Origin of the sequence: Streptomyces hygroscopicus subsp. hygroscopicus, from assembly GCF_001553455.1 — a bacterium.
Lineage (GTDB): Bacteria > Actinomycetota > Actinomycetes > Streptomycetales > Streptomycetaceae > Streptomyces > Streptomyces hygroscopicus.
On sequence record NZ_BBOX01000159.1, the window covers coordinates 1 to 19,589 of the forward strand.

Genomic DNA, 19,589 nt, shown 5'->3' on the forward strand with positions numbered 1-19,589 from the left:
CCAGGACGTCCCGGTCTCGATGTGCTGGAACTCGCTTTCCCCGGCCCCTTGCCCGCCGTGTCGTAGACGATCCGTACGGCGGTCAGCTCCCCTCCGGTCAGCGGCCAGTCGGTCTGCCGGATGACCCGGCCCCGGTCGTCCTGGACGGGCTTGAGCGGGGCCGTCGCGCCGAACGGCGCGGCCGTCACCCGCATCGCCAGCAGCTCGCGCAGCAGCGGGACGGCGCCCGGCGGGGCGGTGGCGGCCGGGGCGGCCCGCCGCCACGCCGGGTACATCCCGCTCGCCACCCGCGGATCGAGGGCGGACAGCAGCCCGGCGGCCAGATCGGAGCCCGGCCCGAACAGCCGCCGCGGGTCGTGCGCCGCCGTGGCGCGGGCCCCGGACGGGGGCCCGGCGACGCGGGTGCGCAGGGCGGGCAGGACGGCGCCGAGCGCGCGCATGGCGGCGGTGCCGTGGGCGGCCGCAGTGGCGGTGCCGTGGACGGGCCCGGTGGCGGTGCCGTGGGTTCCGGTGGCGGGGTCGTAGGCTTCGGCGGCGCTGTCGGCCACGGGCCGGTCCTCGGTGAGCTGGGACCGCAGCCGCACCTCGCCGGGCCCGGTGGTGTCCAACTCCCCCGCCCGCTCGCGCAGTTCGCGGATCACCGCCGCCAGCCGCTCGAACCAGGCGACGACCTCCTCGTACGGGGCCGCCAGCACCTGCGCCTCGGCCAGCCGGTCATGCGGTTCGGCGAGCCGCCGGGCGAGCTGCACGGGCGTGGTGATCCCGTCCAGGTCGCCCCGCAGCGGCGCCAGGACCTGCGCGTCGAATTCCTCGATCAGGCGGCTGACGGGGCGCGGACCGGGGTGGTCCGGCGTGGGCTCGGCGTCCCCCCGGTCGTCCGGGTCCTCGTCCGCCTCCGGGTCGGTGATCCACCGTCGTACCGCGTCCACCAGCTCCTTGAGCGACGGCGGGGCGGACTGCGGCAGCCCGACCGCGGTCACGTCCTCGTCGCGGTCGACGGTCACCCGCGCCACCGGCAGCAGCAGCTTCTGGCCACCGCCCCCGGACTCGGCCGTTCCGCCGAAGACGAAAAGCAGCTTGTCGCCCACGGTCAGCCCGAGCGAGGTCCCGGACACCAGCAACTCGGAGCGGCGCCGCAGGTCGTCGGGGCCGATCAGGGCGGGCCGGCGGCGGCGCACCGCCAGTTCGTTCCACGCCCAGCGGGCCGTCAGATCCTCGCTCGTCTCAAAGGTCTGCGACTCCTCGTCGGAGGCGGCCGGGACGCTGTGGCTGATGGCCCCGCGCGGAATCGTCACCACCACGTCCTCGGCGCGCGGATCCCGGTCCAGGGTGTAGGCGAGGTGGGTGTCGGCCGCCACGCCCGGCCGGGGCACATGCCCCACCAGCCGCCCCAGGAGGGCGAGCGAGCGGGGGTCGTGGGCGGTGCGCAGATAGCCCTCGTCGGCGATCCGCTCGGAGTGGAAGGTCAGCAGGTCGCTCAAGGCCGCCCAGGCGTCCAGCAGCCCGATGGCCGGGTCGTCCGGGGTGCGGACGGTCAGGCCGCGCAGCGCGGGGTAGGCGGGCGAGGCCAGCCGGTCGAGCATCGCGGCCAGGAAGGAGGCGTGGTCGCCGACGCGGTAGTCCAGGGCGGTGCGGCCGGGCGGGTTGTGCGGGACGCCGGGGGCGGCCCGGCGCTCGTCGTGGCCGCCGCACCCGCAACCACAGGCGGTGCGGTGATCGGGGCGGTCGTTCATCGGTCCCCCTTCAGCTCGATGACCAGACGGCCGTTCTCGGGCCGGTCGGGGTCGTTGTCGCATTGGGCGATCTCCAGGGGGCCGATGCGCAGGATGCCCTCCTCCAGTGCCTCGCCGTGTGACGTCTCGTACGAGGTGCCGTCATCGGGCTCCTTCGGGCCCTCCAGCCCTTCGTGCCACAGCCGTCGCAGCCGGGTGACCTCGACGCTCATCACTCCCGGGACCGCGGCGGCGACGGCCACCAGGCGGCTGAGCCGCACCGGTTCGCCGAAGGTCAGCGCGTCGGGGTGGAAGAAGCCGGGCCGCCCGCCGGGCAGCCGGCGGTTGCCCAGCGCCCGGTACAGGTCGGCGAGGATCTGCCCGTGCTGGTGTCCGGGCGCGGCGCACACCGCGACCGCGATGTCCAGCGGTACCGCGCGGGCCGGGCCGACCACCAGGTCGTGCCCGATCCAGCGGTAGCCCTCCAGGGCGTGCGCGACCGCGTCGAGGAGGGCGGGGGACGGTGTCCCGGTCCCGTAGGCGTCGATGGCGACGTGGGCCTCCCGCACGCTGCCGGTCCAGCGGATCTCCGCTGCCGCGCGCTGCACACCGGGCAGCGCGGAGGCCAGCGCCGCGTAGTCCTCGGCGGTGATGGCCCGGTGCCGGGTGCGCTTCAGGTCGAGCGGGGCGAGCTGACGCACCTGCTCCAGCGGTTCAGGCTCGGTGCCGCCGACGGCGGGCAGCGGATTGCGCACCCCGGCCACGGGCATCGGCCGCCCGGTGGCGGCCTCCCCCGAACTTTCCGGATCCCGGCACAGCACCAGGTGGTTGATGGCCTCGGCGCCGACATTGCCCGCCGTGCCGCCGCCCACCCGGTAGTGGACCGCGAGCCGCGCCCCGGGCTTCGGCTTCGCGCCGTAGCGGCCGTCGCCGAAGCGCAGCGCGAGCCGCCCGTCGTCCTCCAGCTCGCCGACGAAGTGGCGGTCGCGGGGGCGGGAGTCCAGCAGGTCGCGGCGCGGTGTCCAGGTCTCCTCGCCGTCCTCGATCGTCACGGCGGGCAGCGCGGCCCGTGGATCCTGGACGAGCGCGGCGGCCGGGCCGTGCAGCACCGGATCCTCGGGGCGCAGCCCGGCGGCGTAGGCCCGGCCCCAACTGTGGGCGATCTCCCAGGCGATGCGACCGTCCAGGACGGTGCCCGCGCGGGCCCGCGCGGTGAGCGTCTCCAGGCGCCGCAGCTTGGTGTCCAGCAGCCGGCCGGAGCGGTGCAGCAGTTCGCGCAGCGCCCGGACCGGGTGGCGGGCCAGTTCCAGGCGCGCCGGCACCCGCGGCCCGAACAGCACGGTGAGTTCGGCGATCTCCTCGTCCGAGAGGCGGTCGCGGGCGCGGGCGCTGCGCCACAGCTCTGTCAGCCGCTGCCGTACCCGCCCCGGGATGGCGGCCAGGTGCTCGGCCTGCCCGGCCGCGATGTGGCGCGGGTCGGGGAAGGGCACGGCCTGAGTGACGGGCGCCTGGTGCAGTACGGGCCGGAAGCGCGGCACGATCCCCGGGTAGACGGACTGGGCGAGAAGCGTCCGCAACGCCTCGGTCTGGGCGTACGCGGTGCCGGGCACCACCTTCTCGCGCCGCTGCCCGGCCGGCTCCAGGCCGATCCCGGCCGGCTCCAGCCCGATTCCGGCCCGGCCGGTCGCCTCCGGGCCGACGGTGGCGAACAGCTCCCGTACGTCGTCGGGGGTCAGCTGCCGCCCGTGGCGGGCCCGGTCCAGCAGGGAGCCGATGAGCCGCGCGGGCGCGTTCCCGGCGCCCCGGTCGAAGCAGCCGAAGGCGGGGGGCGCGCAGGAGCCGACGACGGCGGGGACGGGCGGCACGGTGAACGTCTCCGGTGTGCCGCGGCAGAAGGTCAGCGAGCGCCCGTGGTCGACCAGCACCACATTGCCGCGCGCCACGCTCACGTCCTCGACCGGCGCGCAGTCCGGACCGCCCCGGGTGGCCAGGCACAGCGGGAACGCCAGCGCGTCCTCGCGCGCCCAGGTGACCTCCAGCACCGGCTGTCCGGCGAGCCGGTCGACGGCGGGGGTGACCGAGGTGAGCCGCACGGCCTGCCGGTGGGAGGGGTCACCGTCGCCGGGTGTCCCGGTGCGCGGCCCCAGCACCTCCTCGAAGAGCAGCAGATCGCCGGGGCGCAGGGCCAGCCGGCGGGTCGCGCACTCCTCGTCGGCCCACTCGTCGCGGAGCGTGGCGGAGGTGGCGCCCACGGGCAGGGAGCACACCTCCCCGCCCCAGGTCCACAGGCGGATGCGGTGGTGTTCCGGCCGCAGGTGGAGGGGGCGATCGGTGACGACGGGCTCGAACACCTCCACCGATCCGCGCTCAGCGAGCACGGCCAGCTCCCGGTCGTCCAGCACGGCCCCGACGTCCGTGCGGTCCAGCGGGCCGCGCGTACGGACGTCGACGGCGGCGAAGCGGTACTCCCCCGGGCGCAGGGTCAGGGGCTCGACGGCGTGCACGGTGACGAAGGCGCGGGCGTTGCAGCCGTCGTGCATCGGATAGTCGATAAGCCGCACGTGGCGGCGTACGGACACCCGGCGGCGGGCGGTGTCGAGGTACGCCTCGGTGGCCACCGCGTCCTGCTGGTAGCTGATCTGGTCGGCGGTGTACGCGAGGAGATCGACCAGGGTGGTGCCGAGGTCGGCGGCGTTGCGCTCGACCCAGCCGGGGGTGGTGAGGCGGAGCCGGTCCAGGACCACCTGGCGGAGGGTGTCGTAGTCGCGGGCGGTGTAGTCGAGGACGGGGGCGGGGCGGAAGGTGGTCGGGAGGTCTGGGGTCTCGTCCTTGCAGTCGAAGGGGGTGGGGCAGTCGGGCCGGAAGCGGAACTCCGCGTGGTGGTACCGCTGGTCGAAGCCGGGGAAGGGCTCGGTGCCGGGCCGCCCGTAGGGGTCGGTGTCGACGACGGAGAGGCGGTAGGCGGAGGTGTCCCCGGCCCGGTCGAGGGTGACGTACAGCTTGTCGTCGAGCTCGGGGTCCTCCTCGCGCTCGACCGCGACCTCCACCACCTCGATACCGGTGATCCGGCGGCCGCCGTCGACGCGTACGTTCTCCGGACCCAGTCCGTGCGGGGCCTTGCCGAGGAAGGTGACGGTGAGGGTGACGCCGTCGTCGCCGACCTCGACGGCGTCCACCCCGTTGAGGTGGGCGGCCCTGACGCGATCGCGCCGTGACGCGGTGCTCATGCGGCGCCCCTTCCCTCGAACACCTCGTCGCGGCGACTGGCGGTGGCGCGCACCACGTACCGCAAATGGACGCGTACCACGTTCTCCTCGCTGACCACGTCCAGGGACTCCACTTCGATCAGCTCACCGAGCCAGCGCTGCAACGACGCCTGCACGGACAGCTCGACGGCGGAGGCCAGTTCGGGGCTGTTGGGCGTGAAGACGAGGTCGAGCAGCCCGCAGCCGAAGTCGGGCCGCATCACGCGTTCGCCGGGGCTGGTGAACAGCAACTGCTCGATGAGATCGCAAATGTGGTCGTCGTGGTCGGCGTGCGCGGTGCGCCCGCGCCGGTCGATCCGGAACGGGAAGGCGATATCGGTCCGTACGGTGTGTGTCCTGCCGGTCCGTGTCCTGTCTGTCGGTGTCCTCATCCGCACCTCACCCCTTGCCGCGCGGCGGAGACGACGGGTGGCCCCTGCGGCACGAGCCCCGCGCTGAAGCACTGTGCCGAGGAGGTGTCGAGCAGGACGGGCACGCCGTCGATCAGCACCGAGTCGCGGTCCGGGGTCCACCGGGCGGTGGTGCACGGCAGCGGGACGCGGTCGACGGTGTGCGGGCAGCCGACGACCGTGAAGACGTCGTCGGCGGTCGGCACGGGCTGCCCGTCGAGCCGCACACCGGACGACGACGCACCGGATGCCGCCTGTACGCGTCCGCCGTGCGGGCAACTGATCACGGCGGTATGGCTGACGAGGTTCCCGGAATTCCCGGACACGTCGATGGTCCCTCCCCGTTGGCTGCTGACTATCGCTTTCTTGTGGCCATCGCTTCTTGTGGCTATCGCTTCTTGGGCACGGTCAACCGGCCCTGGTTGAGATCGACTTGGTCTCCGACGAGGGAGACGGAAGCCCCCTGGCCGTTGTCGATGTGCACTCCGGTCGCGTCGATCCGTATGGACGCGCCGCCGGGGGCCTGGAGCAGAATTCCCTCGGCCGGTACGTCGGACATCACGATCTTGTGCTTGCCCGGTGTCTGGATGACGACGGGATGCGCGGTGGCCGGATCGGACCGCGCGTCCTCCGGCAGCTGCTCCCGCGCGCCGAACCAGCACCCCGTCCAGATGGGGAAGCTGGGGTCGCCCTGTTCGAACTCCACCCACACCCCGGCCCCGACGGACGGCACCACGTAGTGCCCGGCGGGCCGCTGCTGTTCCCCGGTGAAGGGGAAGCAGGGCATGGCCCAGGTCGACGGCTCATCGCCGAGGACATCGGGCACCTCGACGGTGATCCGGCCGATTCCGAGCGGGTCCTGGTTGTCCCGCACCCGGCCCCGGAACTTGCCGAGGAAGCGGTTGTTGGACGTGGCCGCCATAGGGGCTCCTTGAGGGCTTGGGGCCGAACGGTGTCGCTGAGGACTTGGGGCCGAACGGTGTCACTGAGGCTTAGGGCCGAACGGTGTCGCTCCGGGCGATCAGCCCTTCGCGGGTGAGCGTGAAGTTCTGCTGGAACGAGCCGGGCCGGAGCGTGTGGGTGACGGATTTGACGTAGTAGTCCCCGTCGTACGTGACCCCGGCGCCCCGGACACCGACGAGCTGGCGCGGCTGGAGGATGTACCCGTGCCGGTTGACGTCGAGCGAGCCGGAACCGGAGATGGCGTCGGCGGTGGTGGCGGCCCTCGCCAGCGCCTCGGCCTCGGCCTGCGCCCGGTCCTTCTTGGCGGTGCCGGACAGCGTCTTGCGCTTGAGGGCGGGGGTGGCGCGTTTGCCGAGGGGCGGACGGAGGGGGCCGATATCGGGCTGGGCGAGGAGGGTGGCGGTGCGGGTGGCCGGGTCCTGCACGCGGGCCTGGGGCTCCTCGCGGGCGGTCCCGTCGTAGGCGAACGTCAGCTGGTCGACGGTGGAGTTGACGTCCATGTTGACGGTGAGGGCGTGCTGGGGCGTCCCTATGCGCTTCTCCGGGCCCCAATAGGCCGTGGAGACCTCGGGGAAGGGGCCGGGGACGAGGTAGAACACATAGCCGTTGGCCTGGGCGAGATCGGTGACGTACTGGAGGTCGGTGCCGGTCTGGTAGTCGACGCGGCGCTGTGCGTTGGGCGGCTGGAGGATCTTCTCCTCGATGACGTGGGCCTCGATCCCATAGTCCGCGTACCTGGAGAGGATGCGGCCGACGCGCTTGAAGGGCGGGAGGTTGGGATAGCGGTCGGTCCGCTCTTCGAGGTCCATGAGGAGGGTGAGGTCCTCACCGGTGACGGTGAGGGTCGTCTGCCCCGGCTGATTGCTGGCCCCCACCTCGTGGCGCACGATGAGCCCGTCGAGAAGGACGATCGGGGTGCCCTTGACGGCGGCCGTGACAATGACACGGGTGCGGGGGTCGAAGAACCCCTCGGGGAGCAGCCGATCGATGATCGCGCCCTTTTTGGTGAGGTCGAACGCCATCTGGAAGCCGCTGCGTTCGCCCGCGGTGGCGGTGATCTGCGCGGACAGCAGCGCCTCGGTGACCTCGGGGGGCACCGGGCGGGTGAGCTTGGGCCCCATCCGTAATTCGAGGTGAATGGGCCCCTGCCCGACAGGCTCATCGGCCATGGCCCCCACCACCTCCTCCCGGGAACCCATCGGGGATCGCTATGTCGTGCCCGGGTTCGGCGGTCAGCTCACGGGGGTCGAGAACGGGATTGGCGTCGGCGATCCGCCACCAGGCGGCGGGGTCCCCGAAGTAGCGCTGGCCGAGGTGGTCGGGGCGCTCGCCGCTGCTGACGGTGTGGGTGCGTGTTTCGTCGGTGTCTGCGCTGAGCGGCGGAAGCAACCGCCGCTTGGCATACCGCACGGGGATCCCGTCGGGCTGGGTGTGGATGCCGATCTCGGCGTCGTGGTAACGGCTGGAGCGGGGGTAGGGGTGCGCCCCCGGAATCGCGTCGAGCGCGCTTTCGTACGGCTGTGGCTCTGCCATCTGTTGTTACACCCTCCCCAGCCCGATGTCCCCGCTGTTCAACCCCAACGCGCTGAGCGCCCCGCCGCGCGCCGCCGCCGCGAGCCGCTCCTTCTGCGCGAGATGCGCGAGATAGAGCTCTGCGCCCCGGTGGCCGGCGGGCAGGTCGCTGACGGTGAGCACCTTCAGCCCGATGCTGAGGGAGGCGCGGAGGGGGTTGAGGTTGACGTCGAACGCCGATTCATTGATGGACAGTTCGGTGATGCGGACCGGCATGACCCGCTTGCTCCCCCAGGTGAAGAGGGTCAGCGGCATCTCGATGGGGCTGATCTCGATGGTCCCCTTCTTGGACAGCCGCATCGCCTCTCGTAACTTGGCGGTGGTCGGCTGTACGAGCATTTCGAGCGTCGCGAGCTGCGGGTGTATCCCGTCGGGCGCGGCCACCTCGAACTGATCGGTCGCGTCGATCTCCGCCGTGAACTTCCACGTCTCCTGGGCGGGGCCCTTGAGACGGAGGGCTTCATTTTTGTCCCCGCTTCCACTGCCACCTCCGCCGCTGTCGGCTTGGTCGCCGGCGGACTGGGGAGCCAATGACCGCTCCAGCGTGTCCGGATTGAACTGCAACACGATGATGCGCTGCGGCGTCCCCCGCTCGGGGTCGACGAGGACGATCCCGGAACGGATGGGCTTGGGGATGTCGGCGTAGCGGGTCACAGGCGGGCCTCCAAGCGGGTACGAAGGGAAGAATAGTCGCGGCCCGGAAAGAGCTCCGGAAACACCTGGAGCATGTTCTTGAGGTTGTTTATACTCTCCGAAAAGTCCCCCCTGCTCAGCGAGATGCCCGCGAACAAATACTGCCAGCCGTATGCCCCCTTGGTAAGGAGCAGCATTTTGAGATATTCACAGTAACCGATGTCCAGCTTAATGAATCCCGACGGGTAAGATGGCTGCTCAATGTCTGCGATATCGCTGTACCAGAGTTCAAGTTCATCGACATCCGCCTGCAGACGGATGTAAGTCTGCATTCCCGCGCCGAACCTGGGAGTTCGATCAACGGGGCAGAGCTGCGACAAGAATTCGCGATGAAAGTCTGTTTTCGCTCTTCCTGCTCCGGGATCGCCGACCTGAAGCGCGTCATGAAAGTTGACGAGACTGAACTCGCCCTTGACATCCGGTAGATCTTCGACGGTTCTCCACGCGGCACCGAGCTCATAGAACCGTAGATAGCAGCCCAGCATACTCTCACTGAAGCGCACGCCCTCCCATGATTCATCGTATTCCTCCGGCAGAATGCTGGAGAGCGACCTATCGAGGTCTGCGCCACTGCACTGCGATTCCACAAGGGGGCAATTTTCAATTTCCCTGAGAGAGTCCAGATGCAACTGCTCGTTCCGCGTAAGCGATGACATTGTTCTCCTCCTCGCCTTGCTGCCTAAGAAAATGTGAAGTGCCCTGCCCTGTAGCGCTCTTCGACCCGCTCCATCGCCTCATCAAGCGTATACAAGGGCATACCCTTGGACGATCGCCATTTTTTCAGCTTATTGTGCATGTCTGCGATGTCACTAAAGGGTTGCGAACGATGTGGGAGCCCTTTGACGTATTCCGAGTCCCTCACTTCCTGGACTGCTTCGATGAAATTGGGCGTCTCTCGCAGAGCCGATTTCAGCTCACGCTCGCTCGCGGTGTTGATATTGACTGGAGCCGGCCTACTGCCGGGCACGGGCGGTGCGGGAATGGGCAGAGTGACACTGGTGATCGCATCGAACTTATCCCAGTCGGGACGATTTCTTCCGTCTGCGCCCGGCTTTCTGCCATATAGGCCCCACGATGCCGTAAAAGTCTTGGGGAATCCAGGTGGATATTCTCCCGGAGCATATCTTTCCGGGGCAACCTTTCTCCCCGGATAACTATACGGGGAGCTTCCCTCCCAGCGCACCAAGCGCACCTTATACCAACCCACATTCTCCCGGTTTTTGTTTATCGAACCGAACGTCATGGCCGCAAACTTCTCGAAGCTGTCATAGAATGGTCCATTGATCGAGTTGAGTGCTGGCACGAAGTTCGACGTCTTGGCGGGCCCTCCAAGCTGCCTGGGAATGAGGTGCATTCGATCCCACTGAGGCTTTCCGGGGCCGTTGAGGACATGGTCGTCCACATATGTCCAGCCTTCGGTGTACTGCCCACTGGGGGCCTGCCCGTTCCTGCCAGCCCATTCTGCGTTCACATATTGCGCCTCGGTTTCCTGCCCCGGACGCGTACCCATCCTCGGCTGAGGGGTGATTTCTGGGTCCGGCAGGCTGTGTTCGTTCAGGTAATCATTCATCTCCTCCGAGAATCCATTGAGTACGTCCTCTTCAGGATTGAGGGTTGCTCTGATCTTGAACTTGGGCTTCCCTTCCTTGCTCAGGCTCGTAAGCCGGTAATATTGCCGAAAGGCGGCAAGCATCTGCAGATGAGCCGTCTGCGGCATTCCTGGCTCAAGGCGCTTCCTCAGGATTCGGCGGATGCGCCTGACAATCTCGTCCAGCCTCTCGTCCTTGGACTTTTCTTCCTCCTTCTTATGCCTGTCCTTGTCCGGCTTGGACTTGGGCCTGCCCGGGCCGCTCTTGCCGGGGTGGGACTTGCGGTTGTTGGGGCCCTTCTTGTTTGGCCGCCTGCCGGGGCCGTCCTTGTCGGGTTTGGGCTTTCGGCTGCCCGGCTTGTCGCCGTCCTTGTCCTGCTTGGGCTTCTTGCCGTCGCCTTCCTTCGGCCTGGTGGGCTTGTCGCCGTCCTTGTCGGGCTTGGGCTTCTTCGGGTCGTCCTTGTCGGGCTTGGGCTTGGTGGGGTCCTGGTCCTTGGGGTCCTTGGTCGAGGGCTTGCCGTCGTTCTTCGGGCTGTTCTCGGGGGCCTTGTCGTCCTTGGGGGCGCCCGGGGTTTTGTCGTCCTTGGGGTTGGGCTTTGTCTGCGGTTCGGGCTTGGGCTTGGCCGGGGGTTCCGGCTTGGGCTTGGGTTTCGGGGACGGAGTTGGGCGGGTGTCCGGGCGGTCTTCCTCGGGCTTGGGCTTGCCGTTTTTGTCCTTCGTGGTCGGGGCTGGGGTCTTGGTGCCTGGTGTTGTCTTGGGCCTGCCGGGGGCATCGGCCTTCGTTGGTTTGGTCTGTGGCTGCGTTGTGGGCTTCTTGGGCGTCGGTTCGGCGCCCGGCTTCGTCGCCGTCGCCGTTGGCGTCGGGCGCGTCGTTGTCTTCGGTGAGGTCGGTTGTTCGGGCTTTTCGTCGGGCTTCGGCTTGCCGCCCCGACCGTCCGCACCCTCCCCGTCCGCACCGCCCTTCCCTCCCGCTCCGCCCTTGCCGCCCTTGCCCCGGCCCAGCTTCGCCGCGATGGCCTTGAAGCGCCGACCCACCTTCGCGACGTACTTGCCGATCCCCGACAGCAGCGCCTGGTAGGCCAATTCGAGGAGTGCCACGATGCCCGCCGCGACCGCCTTCGCGAAGAGGATTCCCGCGCCGCCCATGCGGACGAGCTTCAGCCAGTCGAGGACCGCGCCCACCGCGCGCAGGATCGCGCCGAGCGCGCCGATGGCCGTCCGGATGGCGTCGATGACGGCCATCACCCAGCCCGCCCCCGGGATCAGCTTCGCGATGACCTTCGTGATGACGATTTCGCCGATGATGAAGGGGAGTTGAGGGACGATCGCGTCCCACGTCTCCTTGACGATCTGCTCCAGCGTGAAGCCGCCCTTGAGCAGCCTGTCCAGGATGGCCTTGGGGACGCCGATGATTTCCTGGATCTTGGACTGGAACCACTCCTTAACGGCCGACTTCACCTCGCGGAACAGGTGGTTCTTCGCACCGTCCACCGCCGAGTTCTTCGCCCCGCTCAGCCAGCCGCCGGGGTCGGAGAGGAAGTCGACCGCGATAAGCATGAACTCCCCGAGCGCGCCCAGCATCTTGGAGGCGAAGTCCAGGACCGCCTTGACCGCGTCCACGACGGCCTTGACCACGTCCAGCAGCATTTTCTTCAGGACGTCCAGGATGCTGCTCAGCAGCTTGCCGAGGGCGTTCAGCAGGCCGGTGATGGCCTGCTTGAGCATGGTGGCGAGCTTGTTGACGAGGGCGATCGCCGCCTCGATGAGCCCCGTGATGACGTTCCGGATGCGCTTGGCCAGGTCGATGACGGCCCGCACCATCGCCTTGGCGAACTCGATCAGGTCATTGATGAAGTTCTTGATCGCGTCAACGATGGCCTTGCGAGCGTCGTTGATCCAGCGTTCGACGGTCTCCTTGAAGTTCTTGATGAAACCGACGACCGCGTCCCGCGCCTCCCGGATGACGCGGACGATCGCGTTCTTGATCTCGATGACTTTGTCTTTGATCCAGTCGAAAGCCTTGCTGACCCAGTTGCCCGACTCGTTGACGCTCGCGTCGCGCTTCTTCTCGGCATCCCGCTCGGCTTGGTCGCTCTTGTCCTGGATCTTCTTGTCGCTGTCGTCCTTCTCCTTGTCGACGTCCTTGTCGGTCTGCTCTTCCTTTTCCTTGACGTCCTTGCGGATCTTCTCGTGGCGCTCGGTCTTCTTGTCGCCGAGCGACTGGAGCTCCTTGTCCTGCTCCGCGCGCCAGTCCGCACGCTTGGCGGTGACCTCCGTCATCGCCCTCTGACGCTCGCTCGCCTGATTCTTGGTGTTGGTCGCGATCTCCGCGTTGACCTGCTGCTTGTGCTTCTGCTGGCCGTCCCGGAAGTCGCGGTCCTTGGTCTGCCGCCCCTCGGACATGCTCTTCTGGCCGTCGGTGAACGCCGCCTGGAACTGCGGTCCGCGTTCGTGCTCGGCCACCTCCGACGCGGCCTCGGGAGGCACGGCACCCGTCGCCGCACCGCCCCCGGGCGCACCGCTGCCCCCGCCGCCCTGCTGGCCTGGGACCTTCGCCTCCATCTGCTCCTTGGGAGCGTCCGGATAGACCTGGTCCTCGCCCATCCCCCGGCCCGCGTCGTCGCGGCCCGTCGCGACGGTCTCCTGGCCCTTGGTGTCCACGGCCGAGCCCTGCTCACCGGCCGTCTGGTCGGCGGCACCCCGCATCTGCACGCCCGGCGCGTTACCCGCCTGTGCCTGCTTCAGCGCCTCGTCCTTGGTCGGCAGCCCGGCGAACTTCGCGGCCAGCGCCTGCGGGTCCACCACGGGCTTGTCGGCGCCGAAGAGGCTCGCGACCCCGTTCACGATCTTGCCGCCGATGAAGCCCAGGGCCATCTTGAAGGTGTCCCAGCCGCCCGGCTCCTCGGCCTTCTCCGCCTCGATCTGGCCCTCGGGCTCCTTGGCGCCCGTGACCTTGGCGTCCTCCTTCTCCGGGGCCTCGGACTTCTGGGCCGGATCCTGCGAGTACTGGGCCGGGGCGTCGGTCTTCGGCTTGCCCTGGAGGGTCTGCGGGGCGCCCGCCGGACGCTGCATCGAGGGCGGGGCGGCGGCGAGCGCCTTGTGTTCGTCGCCGACGGTACGGTCCACCGAACCGCTCACACCGGTCATGGCCTGGAGCGCCACATGGGGCTTGAGCTTCGAGGCAGTGGACAGGCCCGCTTCCGGGGACACCTGGGAGAAGTTCGGGGCCGGCCCGGAGTCCTTCTTCCTGCCCTTGGCCGGGGCGGATGCCCTGCCGCCACCACCAGCCGTTCCTGAGCCTCCCGTGCCACCGCCGTCGCCTGGTGTCCTGGCGGACGGTGCCGACGGGGGCGCTGCGGCCTTCGCTCCCGAGGCGGCCTTGGGTGCCGGTGTCTCCTTCGGGGGTGCGGCCGCGGGCCGGGCGGACTGCTCGGGCTCGGCGGACTTCTTCGGTTCCGGGGCGGTCGGCGCCGACTCCGCCGCCGGGGCCTCCGTACGCTCCGCCGACGCGCCCTGCCCGCTCTGTCCGCTCTGCGCCCCGCTGCTCGCCCCGCCGGGCGTATCCGCGTTGGACCCACCCGTGACCTGGGTGTCCCGCGCGGGTGAGGGGGACTGGGCGTCCGCGGTGGGTGCGCTCTTGGCCGCCGGCGCCGCGTCCGCCTTCTTCTGTTCCTCCTTGGCCGCGGGCTCCTGCGCCGCCTGACCGCCCACCGCCTGCGGGGACGCCTTCTCCCGCGCCCCGCCGGACGCGTCGCCCGCCGCGGAAGTGCCCTTCTCCTCCTTCGCGGCCTGTTCGGTGGCCTCGCTGCCGTTCTCCGACCTGCCCGCGGCCTCCTGCACCGTCGTCTGGGCGACGACGGGCCCGTCCTTGGGGTCGGCGCCGCTCTTCGGGTCGCGGGTCACGGCCGGTCCCGGTCGGCTCTCGGCGGCCTGCTCCACGGCGAGACCGCCGAGCCCGCCGCCTGCGTCCGCCACGCCGTCGTCCGCCTCCGCCGACGGCTCGGCGTCGGCGGCCGAGTCCGCGGCGTCCCCCTCGGGTTCGGCGTCCTCCGCCTCGTCCTCGGCGTCCTCCGCGTCCCGCTCGGCTTGCACCGTGTCGGCCTTGGTCAGCGGAGGGGCGGGGAAGGACGGGACGGGGGCGTTGGCGGACGAGGCGGGGTCGAGCGTGTCCGCGGTCGGTACCCCGGACACGTCGAGGTCCTGCGCCGGCAGGAAGTCCTCCGGCTGGAGCTTGATGTCCCAGGCGCTCTGCTCCCCGCCCCCGACATCCACCTCCGACTCGCTGCCGGAGCCGAACGGATCCTCCTCGGCCCGCTCCTCCGGGCCGTCCAGATCCTGGGCGCGTACGCCGTCGAGCGTGGAGAGCGCGCCGGGCGACTGAGTGTCCTTACCGGACGTAATCGGCGAACCGGTGGGCTTGTCCGCGCCCCGCTTGTCCTGCTGCTTCAGCTGCTGACCCGCTATGAGCGAATCGACCGCGCCCGGGCGGTTCTTGGCCGCCGACTCCTCCTTGCTCGCCGTCGCGACGCCTTGCCGCTCCTGCCCTTCCTTCCCCTCCCCCGCCTTGGCTTCCCTTCCTTCCTTGCCCTTCTCGGAGCCCCCGGCCTTCTTCTCGCCCCCCTGCTGCGCACCGCCGGACGGCTGTTGGGACGGGGGTTGGGGCCGAGGGGCAGCCGCCGAGGCCGAACCGCCGGACTTCCCGCCCGATGCGGGGCTCCCACCCTCGCGCCCCTCTTTTGAGCCCGGCCGCTGCTCCTGGCTCCCGCCCTGGCCCTCCTTCCCGGGCGCGGCCCCGCCGTTCTGCGGCGTACTGCCCGGCGCGTCCTCCCCCGCGGGCTGGTCCCTCTCCGGACCCGGCGCGGGTGCCGGGCGCCGCTCCTCCTCGCGGCGCTCCTCCGCCCTCCGCCGCTGCGTCTCGCGTTCGAACAGCAACTCCTCGACCGGGTCCGGCTCGACGTCCGGGGCGTCCAGCGACTCCCGCTCCAGGTCGTCGTCCGCTTCGATCTCGTCGACGAAGTCGAGCACCCGCTCGTGCTCGGAGCTGAGGAGCCTGGTCTCCAGCCGGTCGAGGACGGCGTCCTGCACCTCGTCCGGCATCCGCGCCAGTTGCATACGGGTCCGCTTGGAGCGGTCCTCGGGGTCGCCGCGCAGGGAGCGGAGGACGCTGCCCGCGAGGTGGTCGACCAGGGTCGCCGGGTCGAGCTGCTCCATGCGGTTGCGGTCGGCGTCGACCGTGGCGTAGCGGAGCCAGCCCGGGGTCGCGGACTGCTCCGGGTCCAGGTGGGTTTCCGGTTGGCCGCCGCGTACGAGTTCCTGTGCCGTGTCCTCCGCCTCGCGTTCGACGGCCTGCTGCGGCAGGCTCACCGCGCCCAGGTCGCGGCCCGCGCGGAGGGTGCCGAGGCCGTGGGGGTTCTGGATGGTGTGGAGGAGTTCGTGGGCGAGGAGGCGTTGGCCCTCGGTCGTACCGGGGCGGTAGGTGTGCTCGCGGAAGAAGATGTCCTGGCCGACCGCCACCGCGTCCGCGCCCAGCAGTTCGGTGAGGCGGCCCGCGTCGCGGTCGGTGTGCAGGCGGACCTGGCCGAGGTCGTGGCCGAGCCGTTCCTCGAGGTCGCGGCGGACGCTCGGGTCGAGCGGGTGTCCGGCGCCGCTGACGATGTCCTTGGGCTCGGGCGTACGGGCCTTGCCGGTCCGCTCCTTGCGCTTGCGGCGCTTGGCGGACTGGGCCGACGCGCGGTCGTCCTGGGTGGTGGCCGGTGCGTTGCTCATGGCTTCTCCCGCCCCCTTCCGGCCAGGCCCGCGTGCACGGCGCGGGCCAGGGCCTCGCCCAACCGGGCCGGGGAGGTGGTGGCGGGGAGCGGGGGCAGGTCGGACACGATGTCGAGGGCGCGGTCGGCTCCGGTCGTCGCCAGGGGGACGCCGCGTTCCGCTATGAGGCGGGTCAGCTCCGTTTGGAATGCCAACCCGACCCGGTCCAGGTCGATTCGCGCGTCGAAGCCCGACAACGCCAGCTCGCCGATGTCCACGCGGACCGTGCGCGGCTCCTCGTTCAGACCCATCCGGCGACCTCCGAGGGGGTGAGCGAACGGTCCAGCTTCTGGTACTCGGTGCGCGCCGCCGCCAGCATGTGGCGCATCTGGATGCGGTCGCCCTCCTCGGCGGCGAGGAAGGCGCCGGAGAGCGCGATGTTGCGGATGGAGCCGCCCGCCACGGTGAGCCGGGCGAGGCGTTCGGGGTCGATGTCCTTCACCGGCGCCCGGTCGGGCAGCACCCGGCGCCAGATCTCGGCGCGCTCGCTCTCTCCGGGGAAGGGGAAGTCGACGACGAAGCGGATGCGGCGCATGAAGGCCGGGTCGAGGGCCTTCTTCATGTTGGTGGTGAGGATGGCCAGGCCCCGGTACGCCTCCATGCGCATCAGCAGATAGCTGACCTCCAGGTTGGCGTACCGGTCGTGGCTGTCCTTGACCTCGCTGCGCTTACCGAACAGCGCGTCCGCCTCGTCGAAGAGCAGCAGTGCGCCGCCGCGTTCGGCGGCGTCGAAGACCTTGCGCAGGTTCTTCTCCGTCTCGCCGATGTATTTGCTGACCACCTGGGAGAGGTCGATGAGGAAGAGGTCCAGGCCCAGCTCCTTGGCCATCACCTCGGCGGCGAGGGTTTTGCCGGTGCCGGAGCCGCCCGCGAAGAGGGCGGTGACGCCCAGGCCGCGGCGCAGCGTCGCCGCGAAACCCCACTCCTGGTGGACGGTGGCGCGCTGCCGTACGTGGGCGACGATCTCGCGCAGGATCCGGGACTGGTGGTCGGGCAGGACCAGATCGTCCCAGGCGGCCTCGGGTTCGATGCGCCGGCCCAGCTCGTCCAGGCCGATGCGTGCCTCGATGAGCCCGGCGCGCCAGGCGAGTTCGGTGGGGTCCAGTGGGGCCGTGTCCGGGTCCGGGTCCGGGTCGGGGCCGGGGAGGTCACGGCGTACGGCGGCGGCCGCGGAGCGGATGATGTGCGGCGGCAGCTGGAACTGGGCGACCAGCGACCGCAGATGGGCCTCCTCGATCCGCGGGATGTCGGCGAAGGCGTCCGCCCAGAGGGCGAGTTGTTCGGTGTCGTCCAGTGCGGGCACGGTGATGCGCTCGCCGCGCGGGCGGCCGGTATGGCGCGGGTCGGGGCTGGAGACGACGAGGGGGACGGCGGCGCCGTCGATGAACGCGTCGGTGGCGGCGGTCTGCTCCCGGTCCATCTCGCCGACCTCCAGCAGGAGGGCGGCGGGCAGCAGCACGGCCTCGCGCTGCCAGAGCCGGGCGAGGCGGTCGCGCTCGGCGGCGTCGGTGGGGACGTCGTCCGCGGCCATGACGTACAGCGCGAGCCCGGTACGGCGGGCGGCCGCGGCGGCGATATCGGTACGGGTGGTCAGGTCGCCGCCGACGAGTTCCACGCGCAGCGGCGCCTCCGGGCGGGACCCGCTCCAGCCCTCGGCCACCCGGTCCGCCGCCCGGTCGTACGAAGGGGGCAGGGTCGGAGGGACGGGGGCACGGCGCAGCAGGCCGTGCAGACGCGCGTCCAGGTAGGGCGAGCCGGCCAGGAAGTGCAGGATGCGCTCGTCCACGCGGAGGCGTGAAGTGGTGAGCCGAGTCTCGTCGTCCAACTCCACCAGCCGCCAGCGGCGGAGCGGGGACACGGGGGTGAGCGCGCTCCAGTGCGGCTCGTCGAGCGCGGCGAGGGCGAGCGAGAAGGTGGGGTACGCACGGGCCGGGTCGCCGCTCGCGGCGGCACAGCGGGCGGCGGCGGTGGGGTCCAGTTCGGCGGCTGCCGCCAGCAGGACGAGCTGGCGCTCGAAGGTGCTGAGGCCGAAACAGGCGGCGAGCGCGTCGAGCGTGGCCGGGCCGGGGATCGCCTTCGGGGTGGGGTGAGGGCGTGCGGTGGCGGGGTGTTGCTCGTGGTCTTCCCTGTGGTGCGGTGGAGCGGGGGTGGCGTTCGGCCCGTCGACGGTGACGGTATCGCGGGGGGCCGAGGCAGCGGGGCGGGAGCCGTTGGTGGTGGCGCGGCGGGCGTGGGCGTCGACGCGGGCCAGTACGGCCTGGACGGCGGCGGCCAGGGCCTGTCCGTCCTCGGCCACGATGGCGTCCGCGCTCGCGCCAGCCTCGTCGGCCGCCGATGCGCGGCCGTTCCGCGTGCCCATGGTCTCGTCCGCCCCCTTCTCCCCCACCGTGTGCCTCAGCTCTCCGTGTCCTCGACGCGACCGCCGCCGTGCCGGGGCGCGGCCTTGCGCACGCGGGTGGGCGAGGCGGCCGACTTGGCGGCGGCCTTTGTGGTCTTGGCCGCGGCCGACTTGGTGGCCGCCGCCTTCGCGGTCCTGGCGGTCTTGGCGGTTTTGGCCGCGGCCGTCTTCGCGGCGGCGGGGCGCTTCTTGGCGGGCTGGGCGGGCGACGGGGCCTCGGCCTCCGTCGGCGCCCCCTTCGACGCGTTCCTCGACGCGGTCGTCGACGCCTCCGGATTCGCCTCCGCCTCGGCGGGCTCCTCGCCCGTCCCTCGCCGGTTGGGTGGCTCCGGCGCCCCCGGCGCGCCGAACGGCACCGCCCGCACCGTGTGCCGTTCCACCGGCTTCGCCGGGACCGGCCGTTCGCGGCCCTCGACCAGGACCAGCGAGCCCTGGTAGCAGACCGACAGGACGTACGGGGTCTGGTAGAGCATTCCCCAGAGCTTCGAGGTCTCGTCCACGTCCATCTGCGTCGGGGTGAAGCGCACCCGCTGCACCGACTCGGCCAGGTCGCTGCCCGTCAGGTACGGGCGCCGGGCGGCCTCCTCGATCACGTCCTTCGGCAGCACCGGTATCTCGTGCAGGATGCGCACCACGCTGCCGATCAGGCGTTGCCCGACGAGTTCGGATTCCTCGCCGTACGCGCTGATCAGATAGTGCAGGTCCATCGCCGCGGCCGGTCGCTTGAGGAGGGTGCCGTCCGAGGCCCGGGTGGGCAGGTCGGTGGCGCGCATGGAGGCGTTCGGGGTGACCTGGTAGAGGAAGACGTTGATGGTCGGTTCGGTGGGCGGCTCCGCCGGGGGCCTGCGGGTGTCCACCGTGACCGCGATGTCGATCTCGGGCCGCAGATTGTTCGCGATCAGCAGCGCGAGGGCCTGGGTGACGGTCGCGAAGGCGAGTCCATTGCTCATGGGGTCAGTCCCTCCTCTCGCCGCGTGCCAGGTAGTCGTCCAGGCTCAGCGCGGGGGCGCGCCGTCCCGTCGGTCCGGGGCGGGCGGCCGTCGAGCGGTCGGCGCCGGGCGGGGCGGCGGCGGTGACCTCCAGCCGACCGATCTGGACGTGCACCGTGCGCTGGGCGGACCGGGCCCGGCGGCGCCCGGTGGGGAGCCGTGCGGCCTCGCGGCCGATGCCCGGGTCGGCCGCGCGGGGCGGCAGCGGTACGGC

The 19,589-nt window shown here is 70.9% G+C and carries 12 protein-coding genes and 2 pseudogenes; all 14 read right to left on the minus strand.

Going from position 1 to position 19,589, the window contains the following annotated elements; translation table 11 throughout:
* Positions 1 to 1,733 (minus strand): annotated as a pseudogene (locus AXW62_RS18035) (putative baseplate assembly protein); the annotation flags it as partial.
* On the minus strand, positions 1,730 to 4,939 hold the full coding sequence (locus tag AXW62_RS18040; RefSeq protein WP_060945435.1) for a putative baseplate assembly protein: 3,210 nt from the start codon (positions 4,937 to 4,939) through the stop codon (positions 1,730 to 1,732). The gene AXW62_RS18040 and the pseudogene AXW62_RS18035, both read right to left, overlap by 4 nt.
* Entirely contained in the window at positions 4,936 to 5,349 is a 414-nt protein-coding gene (locus tag AXW62_RS18045; protein WP_060945436.1) for a GPW/gp25 family protein, read from the minus strand. Before AXW62_RS18045 ends, AXW62_RS18040 begins: the two co-directional genes overlap by 4 nt.
* On the minus strand, positions 5,346 to 5,693 hold the full coding sequence (locus AXW62_RS18050) for a hypothetical protein (RefSeq protein WP_060945437.1): 348 nt from the start codon (positions 5,691 to 5,693) through the stop codon (positions 5,346 to 5,348). The genes AXW62_RS18045 and AXW62_RS18050 overlap by 4 nt, the downstream gene beginning before the upstream one ends.
* 62 nt (positions 5,694 to 5,755) lie before the next feature.
* Positions 5,756 to 6,289 carry a phage baseplate assembly protein V gene (locus AXW62_RS18055; protein WP_060945438.1) on the minus strand — a complete coding sequence of 178 codons (534 nt, stop codon included), beginning with the start codon at positions 6,287 to 6,289 and terminating at the stop codon, positions 5,756 to 5,758.
* A 70-nt stretch (positions 6,290 to 6,359) separates the two neighbouring features.
* Complete coding sequence (locus tag AXW62_RS18060; RefSeq protein WP_060945439.1) at positions 6,360 to 7,499, minus strand: hypothetical protein; 1,140 nt, start codon at positions 7,497 to 7,499, stop codon at positions 6,360 to 6,362.
* Positions 7,489 to 7,863: a LysM peptidoglycan-binding domain-containing protein gene (locus AXW62_RS18065; protein WP_060945440.1), complete on the minus strand. Its 375-nt coding sequence runs from the start codon at positions 7,861 to 7,863 to the stop codon at positions 7,489 to 7,491. The genes AXW62_RS18060 and AXW62_RS18065 overlap by 11 nt, the downstream gene beginning before the upstream one ends.
* Before the next feature lie 6 nt (positions 7,864 to 7,869).
* Positions 7,870 to 8,556, minus strand: a complete 687-nt coding sequence (locus AXW62_RS18070) for a hypothetical protein (RefSeq protein ID WP_060945441.1) — start codon at positions 8,554 to 8,556, stop codon at positions 7,870 to 7,872.
* Positions 8,553 to 9,251, minus strand: coding sequence for a hypothetical protein (locus AXW62_RS18075; RefSeq protein ID WP_060945442.1), 699 nt, complete (start codon positions 9,249 to 9,251; stop codon positions 8,553 to 8,555). Before AXW62_RS18075 ends, AXW62_RS18070 begins: the two co-directional genes overlap by 4 nt.
* A 23-nt stretch (positions 9,252 to 9,274) precedes the next feature.
* Entirely contained in the window at positions 9,275 to 15,949 is a 6,675-nt protein-coding gene (locus AXW62_RS18080) for an eCIS core domain-containing protein (protein WP_252368644.1), read from the minus strand.
* Positions 15,946 to 16,239, minus strand: coding sequence for a hypothetical protein (locus AXW62_RS18085; protein ID WP_060945443.1), 294 nt, complete (start codon positions 16,237 to 16,239; stop codon positions 15,946 to 15,948). Before AXW62_RS18085 ends, AXW62_RS18080 begins: the two co-directional genes overlap by 4 nt.
* Positions 16,230 to 18,347, minus strand: a complete 2,118-nt coding sequence (locus AXW62_RS18090) for an ATP-binding protein (protein ID WP_060945445.1) — start codon at positions 18,345 to 18,347, stop codon at positions 16,230 to 16,232. The genes AXW62_RS18085 and AXW62_RS18090 overlap by 10 nt, the downstream gene beginning before the upstream one ends.
* A 35-nt stretch (positions 18,348 to 18,382) precedes the next feature.
* Positions 18,383 to 19,336, minus strand: coding sequence for a Pvc16 family protein (locus AXW62_RS46675; RefSeq protein WP_060945444.1), 954 nt, complete (start codon positions 19,334 to 19,336; stop codon positions 18,383 to 18,385).
* Positions 19,337 to 19,340: 4 nt separating this feature from the next.
* Positions 19,341 to 19,589 (minus strand): annotated as a pseudogene (locus tag AXW62_RS18100) (hypothetical protein); the annotation flags it as partial.

Bases quoted from the DNA above. Each gene is read 5' to 3' on its own strand.
- AXW62_RS18040 (WP_060945435.1), bottom strand. From the start codon at position 4,939: ATGAGCACCGCGTCACGGCGCGATCGCGTCAGGGCCGCCCACCTCAAC.
- AXW62_RS18045 (WP_060945436.1), bottom strand. From the start codon at position 5,349: ATGAGGACACCGACAGACAGGACACGGACCGGCAGGACACACACCGTA.
- AXW62_RS18055 (WP_060945438.1), bottom strand. From the start codon at position 6,289: ATGGCGGCCACGTCCAACAACCGCTTCCTCGGCAAGTTCCGGGGCCGG.
- AXW62_RS18060 (WP_060945439.1), bottom strand. From the start codon at position 7,499: ATGGCCGATGAGCCTGTCGGGCAGGGGCCCATTCACCTCGAATTACGG.
- AXW62_RS18065 (WP_060945440.1), bottom strand. From the start codon at position 7,863: ATGGCAGAGCCACAGCCGTACGAAAGCGCGCTCGACGCGATTCCGGGG.
- AXW62_RS18075 (WP_060945442.1), bottom strand. From the start codon at position 9,251: ATGTCATCGCTTACGCGGAACGAGCAGTTGCATCTGGACTCTCTCAGG.
- AXW62_RS18080 (WP_252368644.1), bottom strand. From the start codon at position 15,949: ATGAGCAACGCACCGGCCACCACCCAGGACGACCGCGCGTCGGCCCAG.
- AXW62_RS18085 (WP_060945443.1), bottom strand. From the start codon at position 16,239: ATGGGTCTGAACGAGGAGCCGCGCACGGTCCGCGTGGACATCGGCGAG.
- AXW62_RS18090 (WP_060945445.1), bottom strand. From the start codon at position 18,347: ATGGGCACGCGGAACGGCCGCGCATCGGCGGCCGACGAGGCTGGCGCG.
- AXW62_RS46675 (WP_060945444.1), bottom strand. From the start codon at position 19,336: ATGAGCAATGGACTCGCCTTCGCGACCGTCACCCAGGCCCTCGCGCTG.